Below are 8012 nucleotides of genomic sequence, written 5' to 3' on the forward strand. Positions count from 1 at the left end.
GCCGCGGCGCGGGCCAGCGGCAGGTGGCCGCGCGTCTCGGAACAGATCGCGACGCCGTCGCAGGCGCCGAGCGCGGCGGCGAGGTCGGGCTCGAAGCGCGTACCGAAGCGGGCGGCCGCATCCTGCCCGCGCGCCGCGTCGTCGTCCCAGATGCAGGCAAGCTCCACGCCGTCCTGCGCGGAAAATTCCTCGGCCCAGAAATTCGCGTGGTAATGCGCGAAGGAGAGCATGGCGATCCGGATCATCGGCCGTCCTCCACCCTGGTCTCGGCGCCCGAAGCGGCATGGGACCGCGCGATCGCCTCCGCCACCAGCAGGCTGCGCAGCCCGGCGCGCGCCGTGTCGGCCTTCGGCGCGGTGCCGAGCAGCCCGGCGATCCAGTGGCGATGATGCGCGACGCCGAGCCCGGCCTGCGGCAGGTCGGGCACGCGCCAGCCATGGTCGCGCGTGAAGACCGCGAGGCGGCCGCGCTCCGTGCGCAGCCAGATCGTGCCGTCGGTGCCGTAGATCTCCATGCGGAAGCGGTCGCAGCCGGCCGCCTCGATCAGCGACATCTCGTGGCTGGCGACGATGCCATCGGCGAGGATGTAGGTCGCCCAGGCGCTGTCGGCGTTCTCCACGCGCACCTCGGTTCGATCGGCCAGGCGCCGCACCGGCACCAGCGTGGCGGTGCGCGCGGAGACGGCGGCGATCCTGCAGAACATGTGCTCGAGCAGGTCGATCCCATGCGCGCCGAGCTGCAGCACCACGCCGCCGCCGACGCGCCCGGCCTGGAAGAACCAGGCGCCCCAGTCCGGCCCCGGCGTGGCGTTGCGCAGGCGGATGGAGGTGACGCGGCCGATGGCGCCCTGCGCGATGAGCGCGCGCGCCGCGTCCACTTCCTCGAAATACCGGTGCATCCAGGAGACCTGGAGGTCGCTGCCGGTGCGCGCCGCCGTCGCGATCAGCCGCCGGCAGGCGGCGCTGTCGCCGGCCATCGGCTTCTGCAGCAGCACGGCCTTGCCGGCCGCGAGGCAGGCGGTGGCGACGGCCTCATGCGTGTCGTCCGGCGTCGCCACCACCACCGCCTGCACATCGCGGCGCGCCAGCAGCGCATCCAGGCTGTCCGTGGCGTCGGCGATGCCGAAGCGCCGCGCGACGGCCTGCGCGGATGCAAGCCGGCGCGACATCACCGCGCGCAGCGACACCTCCGGCAGGCGGGCCAGCGCGGCGAGGTGGTATTCCGCGATGAAGCCCGCCCCGGCGATGGCGACGCCGAGCGGCGTCACGGCTTCCAGCGGCCCGGCACCTTGACCAGCGCCGCATCGGCCGCGGCGACCGGGTCGGTGTAGGTGTAGTCCAGCGGGTTGCGCGCCTGCCGCACGCGGCCGGAGGCGACGAGGTAGGCCGTCATGGTCTCCATGTCCGCGACATAGGCCTGGTCGAAGACGGGATCGAAGGCGTATTGGCCCCAGATGGCCTCCACCAGCTCGCGCGGCTGTCGCGTCTGCTCGGCGATCATCGGCAGGATTTCCGCGCGGTTCGCGGGATCGGCGACGTAGCGCTGGCCGCGTACGAGCACCGCCATCAGCGCGCGCGTCGCGTTCGGATTGCGCTTCACGAAATCCTGCGAGGCCACGAAGATCGAACGCGTCGCCGAGACCTGCACCGCCGCGCCGCGGTTCGAAGAAAAATTGCTCGTCGTGCCGCTGTGCAGCAGCTCGTTGGCGTCGCTGCGCAGCGCGTTGTAGCCCCAGGGCTGCCAGCACAGCAGCGCGCCGATCTGCCCGCCATTCAGCGCCGCGAGCTGCTCGGGCGGCGGCATGTTCACCACCTGCAGCCGGCGCTCATCCAGGTTGTAGTGCTTCGCCAGGTTGTGCAGCGTGGCGGAGGCGGTCGAGCCGGCCAGCAGGCCGATGCGGATGCGATAGAGATCCTCCGGCGCGCGGATGTTCGCATCCTTGCGCGCCACCAGCAGCTCCGCCGCCGTCGCGATGCAGTTGGTGCCCAGCACGACGATCGGGATGCCGGTATGCGCCATGGAGATCGGCGGCAGGTTGCCCGGCGTCCAGAGCTGGATGCCGCCGGAGATCAGCGCCTCCCCGGCCAGCGCGCCGCCGGTGAAGCTGCGCGTGGTGACCTCGGTGAAGCCGGCCTCGCGCAGCCACCCCTTCTGCATCGCGACGATATGCGGCGCGAAGACGGGATCGAGCCCGAAGCCGAGCGCGAGGCTGGATGTCTCCGGCCGGGACTGCGCCAGCGCGGGCGCGGCGATGGCGGCGCCGAAGCCGGCGAGAATGGTCCTGCGATGCATGTCTCTTCCTCCCTCTGTCGTTCCAGGCACTATACCGGACGCCAGCGCCCGACGGTGCGGCGAATGATGGCGGCGAGCTGGAGGTCGGCCAGCAGGCTGACCAGGCCGATCAGGAATATGGCGAAGATCGCGACGCCCAATTGGCCGAGCTGGCGCGCCTCCATGACCAGGTAGCCCATGCCGCGCTCGGCCGCGATCAGCTCGGCCGCGACGAGCACGCCGAAGGCGAGGCCGAAGCCGACGCGCAGCCCCACGGCGATGTCGGGCAGCGCCGCCGGCAGCACGATGCGCCACAGCAGCGCGGCGCCGCGCACCTCCATGCTGCGCGCCGCGGCGATCAGCACCGGCGGCACCAGGGAGGTGCCGCGCCAGGCGGCGGTGAAGACCGGGAAGAAGGCGCCGAGGAAGATCACGAAGATCTTCGATCCCTCGCCCAGGCCGAACCAGACGATGGCGATGGGGATCCAGGCCAGCGGCGGGATCGGGCGCAGCGCCTCCAGGATCGGGCGCAGCATGCGCTCGGCCAGGTCGCTGCGGCCGCAGAGGATGCCGGCGGCGATGCCGGCGACGGCCGCCAGGGTGAAGCCGGCCAGGATGCGCCAGAGGCTGGCCAGGACATGCGTGGCGAGTTCCGCCGGGCCGATCAGCCCGAGCGCGACGGCGACGGATTGCGTGGGCGAGGGCAAGGTCGTGGGGTCGCGCCAGATCAGCCGCGCCCAGACCTCCCAGGCCAGCAGCAGGATGGCGGTGCCGAGCGTGCCGGCCAGCACGGGCGAGGCTTCCAGCCGCGCCTTCACGAGGGCTTCTCCGCCGAAGGCCGCTGCCAGGGCATCAGCCAGGCTTCCAGCCGCGTCAGCCCGGCGGCGATGGCGAAGCCGATGGCGCCGATGCAGACCATGCCGACCAGCGTGATGTCGCTGCGGTAGAAGGTCCGCGCCTCCATGATCAGCGCGCCGAGCCCCATGGTGGTGCCGATCATCTCCGCGCCCACGATCACCACGAACCCCATGCCGAGCGCCACGCGCGCGCCGGCGGCGATGCGCGGCAGCGCCGCGGGCAACATGACGCGGAAGAACAGATCCTGCGGTTTGGTGTCCAGGCTGCGCGCGGCGCGCAGCAGCAGCGGGTCCACCAGCTTGATCCCGGCGATCACGTTCGACAGCATCACCCAGAAGCAGCCGTAGAAGATGAGAAAGACCTTCTGCGGCTCGCCGGTGCCGAACCAGACGAGCGAGAGCGGCAGCAGGCTGAGCGTGGCGACGGAACGGCAGAAGGCGACGACCGGCGCCGTCATGCGGTCCAGCAACAGCGACGAACCGATCAGCAGGCCGAGCGGCACCGCCAGCAGCACCGCCAGCACATAGCCCGTCAGCACGCGCTGCAGCGTGATGAGCGCGTGGTCGCCGAGCAGCGCGCCGAAGGGAAAGCCTTCCATCGCCAGTTCCTGGAAGCTGCGCGCGAGCTTCGAGGGCGGCGGGAAGCGCAGCGGCGAGAGCAGGCCGGCAGCGGATGCGCCCTCCCAGGCCAGGAGCAGCAGCGCCGCCAGCAGCAGTGCGGGCGCGGCGCGCCTCATGCCGGGATCTCCGCCGGCTTGGGCGTCCAGGCGTCGTCGCGCAGCGCCTCCCAGATCTCCTCGGCCAGGCCCGCAAGCGCGGGGTCGCCGCGGCGGCGCGGCCGCTTCACGCCGGGGCGGCGCTCCAGCACGATGCGGCCGGGGCGCGGCGCCATCACCAGGATGCGATCGGCCAGCACCATCGCCTCGGTGATCGAATGCGTCACGAAGACCACGGTCTTGCGCCGCGCTTCCCACACGCGCAGCAGCTCCTCCTGCATCTCCTGCCGGGTGATCTCGTCCAGCGCGCCGAAGGGCTCGTCCATCAGCAGGATGGCGGGATCGAGCGCGAGGGCGCGCGCGATGGCCACGCGCTGCTGCATCCCGCCCGACAGCTCCACGGGATATTTCCGGGCCGCGGCGTCGAGGCCGACCAGGCGCAGCAGGTCCATCGCCGTCGCCGCGGCCGCGGCGCGCGACAGGCCGCGGTTGCGCGCGGCGAAGGCGACGTTGCCGGCGGCGGTGAGCCAGGGGAACAGCGCATTGCCCTGGAACACCACGCCCTTGCCGCCGCCCGGGCCCGTCACGGGCCTGCCATCCACCAGCACCGCGCCTTCGGTCGCGGCGTCCAGCCCGGCGATGATGTTGAGCAGCGTGGTCTTGCCGCAGCCGCTGCGCCCGACCAGCGCGACGAACTCGTTCGGCGCGATCGCCAGGTCCACGCCGCCCAGCACAGGCGGCGCTTCCGCGGCATCGGTGGCGAAGCGCTTGACCACGCCGCGCACCGTGATGGCGCCGGTATCGCTCACGGCGGCGCGGGCCAGATCGGGCTGGACCAGGCGATGCCGCCATCCTCCTGCTCCACGCGCAGCCAGTGCGGCTGGTCGTCTCGGGGATCGGGGTCTTCCAGTTCGCCGGTCCAGCCTTGCGAGGCGGCCAGCATCGGCAGGCGTTCCAGCACCAGCCGCGAAGCCGGATCGCCGCCGCCGACACGCTCCACCCGCGCGGCATCGAGCGGCAGGTCGGCGGAAAGCGGCGGCGCCGCCACGCGCAGCGAGGCGCCGGGCGCGATCCCGTCCAGGCGCAGCAGCACGCCGTCCCAGCTTCCGGCGGTGATGGAACGCCACGCGACCTGCGTCGCGTCATGCTGCGCGACGCCTTCGCTCGGCGTGTCCCAGCGCCAGGGTCTTGCGTCCAGCAGCAGCGCGCCGGAGACCGTCGCCTCGCCATGCCAGGCCATGCGCGTCTGCGACCAGTTGCCGCGGCCCGCCGCCCCCCACCAGCGCAGGCGCCACCAGTCGGACGGCGCGGGATCGCGCGGCGAGAGCGCCGCGCGCGCCACGGTCGCAGCGCCGCGCAGCAGCGTGATCGCGGCGATGGGCGCAGTGCCCTCCACGCCGATCCGGAAGCGTGCAGGTCCGGCGCGGGCGAAATCGAGAAGAATACGCGGGCCGTTGGTGCCGTAGGTGCGCCCTTCGCGCATCGCCTGCCACAGCGCCGGCCGCGTCAGCTCGGGCAGCGGCACGGCGGTGAGGCCGCCGCGCAGGTTGCGCACGCCGTGCCGGCCGGGATGGCTCGCCGCCGGGCGGCCATCCACGCCGTCGCTGCCGGCGGTGATGCCGAAGCGCCAGCCGCGCTGCATCGCCTCCTCCACCATCCATTCGGAGGTGGCGTGGGTGGAATGCACCTCCACCAGGCGTTCGAGCGCCGGCGCATGCCAGGCGAGGTTGCTGGTGCGGCCGCCGACATGCACCGCCATCAGCACATCCTGACCCGCATAATGCCGATGCACATCGGTGATGTGCGGCAGGTCGGTGTCGAGGTCGGACTTGTCCGCCACCAGCGCGTGGCTGCAGCGGCGCAGCTCCGCCGCATCGCCCGGGAAATACAGGTTGTGGTCGCCGCCGAGCTTCGGCTCGCCCGACCACTCGACGCCCAGCAGGGTCACGTAGCGGCCGGGCGCGTGCAGCGCGCGCGTCACCGCCTCCGTCTCCGCCCATTCCTCGCGCGTCACCATGAAGCAATTGGCCTGGTGGCTGCAGAAATCCGCCGCGGCGAAGTCGCGCGCATGGCGGAAATAGTCGGCGATGGAGCGCGCGCCGCAGCCGATGCTGGACTGCGCGTGGATGTCGCCCCAGCGCCGGCGCAGCGCCGGCGGCGCAGCGTGACACAGGATCGGATTGCTCTCCGCGACGAGGCCCGTGGCGCCGCGCGCCGCCAGCCGATGCACGCCGGGCGTGTCCAGCCGAAGCGCCAGGCGCAGCACCGCGCCATGCTCCGCGCGCAGCGTGCCGGCCGCGCCGCCGACCTCCACCGCCATCGGGGCGAAGCGCGCGGGATTGCCCCACACATCCTCGACCCGGAGATGCACCGCGAACGCCTCGCCGACCGCGACATCGCTCGGCGCCGTCGCGACCAGGCGATGCGGTGCGCCGCCCAGGACGGTCAGATGCAGCCGGGCGATCTCCACCCATGCATCCGTGCCCAGCGGATCGAGCCGGACGGAGATCGGCGCGCGCTCCTCGACGAAGCTCTGCACGCCGAGGCCGCGCGCCACGAAGACCGGCGCGCCGCCCTCCGGCAGCGTCGCGATCGCCGCATGGTCGAAGGGATGCCAGTCCGCGCGGCGCGCACGCCGCCAGGGCATCGCGGCGCCGCCGGCCAGCACAGTGAGCGCGCCCGGCGCCTCCAGATCCCAATCGGCCGGCCAGTGCCAGACCAGCGCGGCCCTCGCGCCTGCCGGCAGCGCGGCGCCGGCGAGCGCGATGCGGAAGTCGAGCGGCGCACCCGCGGTCGCGACATCGGGCAGGTCGGCCTCCACGCGCCAGTCGGCCATCAGCGCAGCTCCACGCGGTAGCGATAGATGTCGCCGCGCATCAGCGCGTGGCGGTACTCGCCCACCTGGCCGCCCGGCAGGTAGGTGCGGCGTTCCAGCCGGAACATCGGCGTGCCGGCGGCGATGCCGAGGCGCTGCGCGGTGGCGGCGTCGGCAACGGTCGGCTCGATGAACTCGTCGGCATGCGTGAACTCCACGCCCCAGCAGTCGCGCAGGATGTCCACCAGGTGGCGCTGCGCCAGCTCCTTGCGGTCGAGCTCCGGACAGAGCGCCGCCGGCAGCCAGGAAAGCTGCACGGCGATCGGCTGCCCCTTCACGCTGCGCAGCCGCTCGATCCGCCACACCGGCAGGCCGCGCGCCAGACCCAGCGCCTGGGCCACCGAAGCCGGCGCCGGCATGCGCTTCAGCGCCAGCACGCGCCCGCCGGGATCGAGGGGCGGCCCCTCCGCCCGGAAGCGGCGATAGGACCCGGCGATGGCGCCTTCCTGCTTCGGGCCCCGCGCGAAGGACCCGCGGCCCTGGTGGCGCTCGATCAGCCCCTCGCGCACCAACTCCAGCAGCGCGTGGCGCAGCGTGCCGCGGCTGACGCCGTAGTGGTGGCAGAGCTCCGGCTCGGACGGCAGCGCGGCGCCGGCGGCGAAACGGCCCGCCCGCAGCAGCGCGCCGAGATGGCCATGCACCTGGTGATGCAGCGGCACGACGGGATCGCGGCGGAAGGCCGGCAGCGCCGCGATGGCCGCCGGCCCACCGCCCTGCCCGATGCGTCCCTGGCCGTTACGTCCCTGCGGCCCGCCGCCTGCCATGCGCGCCTCCATCCCTTTCGAACGTCTAGACGTTTTGATGTTCCACGGTCAACGCGAATCGCCCCGTGCCGACGCCGCCGCCCGCCGTGCTGGCCCCCGGGGCGCGGGCTGCTCTAGTCTTCGGCAGGCCGCCGAGGAAACGCCATGACCCTTCCCCTGCCGCACGCCGCAGCCGCCCTGCTGGGCCTCGCCATGCTCGGACCGCTTGCCGCCATAGCCGGGCCGGCGCCGTCGCTGATGGTGGCGCAGGGCTGCCTCGGCTGCCACGGACCGGACGGGGCGGGCATGGGGCCGGTGCCCGCGCTGGCCGGCCGCGACGCGGCGGAGCTGCGCGCCCTGCTGCAGGCCTTCCGCGCCGGCGCCCGCCCCGCGACGATCATGGACCGCATCGCGCGCGGCTACACCGAGGCGGAGCTCGCCGCCGCGGCCGATCATTTCGCCGGGAGCCGCTGAGCGATGCCCGCGCTGACGCGGGGCGGCCCCCCCCCCCCGGGGCCCCCCCCCCGGGCGGCGGGGCGCCCGGGGCCGC

General features: G+C 73.6%; 9 protein-coding genes. 1 reads left to right on the top strand and 8 read right to left on the bottom strand.

Annotated features, from left to right (window positions below; genetic code table 11):
* The 8 genes from AC1MIR_RS04940 to AC1MIR_RS04975 form a co-directional block, all read right to left on the bottom strand.
* A partial coding sequence (locus tag AC1MIR_RS04940; protein ID WP_480027075.1) for a Gfo/Idh/MocA family oxidoreductase occupies positions 1–245 on the bottom strand: 245 nt, incomplete at its 3' end.
* A complete protein-coding gene (locus AC1MIR_RS04945) occupies positions 242–1267 on the bottom strand; it encodes a Gfo/Idh/MocA family protein (protein WP_480027076.1) in 1026 nt (341 codons plus the stop codon). The genes AC1MIR_RS04945 and AC1MIR_RS04940, both read right to left, overlap by 4 nt.
* A complete protein-coding gene (locus AC1MIR_RS04950; protein WP_480027077.1) occupies positions 1264–2292 on the bottom strand; it encodes an ABC transporter substrate-binding protein in 1029 nt (342 codons plus the stop codon). Before AC1MIR_RS04950 ends, AC1MIR_RS04945 begins: the two co-directional genes overlap by 4 nt.
* A gap of 29 nt (positions 2293–2321) precedes the next feature.
* Complete coding sequence (locus AC1MIR_RS04955; RefSeq protein WP_480027078.1) at positions 2322–3089, bottom strand: ABC transporter permease; 768 nt, start codon at positions 3087–3089, stop codon at positions 2322–2324.
* On the bottom strand, positions 3086–3865 hold the full coding sequence (locus tag AC1MIR_RS04960) for an ABC transporter permease (protein ID WP_480027079.1): 780 nt from the start codon (positions 3863–3865) through the stop codon (positions 3086–3088). Before AC1MIR_RS04960 ends, AC1MIR_RS04955 begins: the two co-directional genes overlap by 4 nt.
* Positions 3862–4653, bottom strand: coding sequence for an ABC transporter ATP-binding protein (locus tag AC1MIR_RS04965; RefSeq protein ID WP_480027080.1), 792 nt, complete (start codon positions 4651–4653; stop codon positions 3862–3864). Before AC1MIR_RS04965 ends, AC1MIR_RS04960 begins: the two co-directional genes overlap by 4 nt.
* Positions 4650–6680 carry a hypothetical protein gene (locus AC1MIR_RS04970; protein ID WP_480027081.1) on the bottom strand — a complete coding sequence of 677 codons (2031 nt, stop codon included), beginning with the start codon at positions 6678–6680 and terminating at the stop codon, positions 4650–4652. The genes AC1MIR_RS04965 and AC1MIR_RS04970 overlap by 4 nt, the downstream gene beginning before the upstream one ends.
* The gene (locus AC1MIR_RS04975) at positions 6680–7483 is read right to left on the bottom strand and encodes a GntR family transcriptional regulator (RefSeq protein WP_480027082.1); all 804 of its coding nucleotides are present in this window, start codon (positions 7481–7483) and stop codon (positions 6680–6682) included. Before AC1MIR_RS04975 ends, AC1MIR_RS04970 begins: the two co-directional genes overlap by 1 nt.
* Before the next feature lie 144 nt (positions 7484–7627).
* On the opposite strand from AC1MIR_RS04975, the gene AC1MIR_RS04980 reads away from it, so the two are divergent.
* Complete coding sequence (locus AC1MIR_RS04980) at positions 7628–7936, top strand: c-type cytochrome (RefSeq protein ID WP_480027083.1); 309 nt, start codon at positions 7628–7630, stop codon at positions 7934–7936.
* The last annotated feature ends 76 nt before the right edge of the window (positions 7937–8012 follow it).

It is taken from the genome of Falsiroseomonas sp. RANM36 (assembly GCF_056682175.1).

Bases quoted from the DNA above. Each gene is read 5' to 3' on its own strand.
- AC1MIR_RS04980 (WP_480027083.1), top strand. From the start codon at position 7,628: ATGACCCTTCCCCTGCCGCACGCCGCAGCCGCCCTGCTGGGCCTCGCC.
- AC1MIR_RS04960 (WP_480027079.1), bottom strand. From the start codon at position 3,865: ATGAGGCGCGCCGCGCCCGCACTGCTGCTGGCGGCGCTGCTGCTCCTG.
- AC1MIR_RS04975 (WP_480027082.1), bottom strand. From the start codon at position 7,483: ATGGCAGGCGGCGGGCCGCAGGGACGTAACGGCCAGGGACGCATCGGG.
- AC1MIR_RS04950 (WP_480027077.1), bottom strand. From the start codon at position 2,292: ATGCATCGCAGGACCATTCTCGCCGGCTTCGGCGCCGCCATCGCCGCG.
- AC1MIR_RS04970 (WP_480027081.1), bottom strand. From the start codon at position 6,680: ATGGCCGACTGGCGCGTGGAGGCCGACCTGCCCGATGTCGCGACCGCG.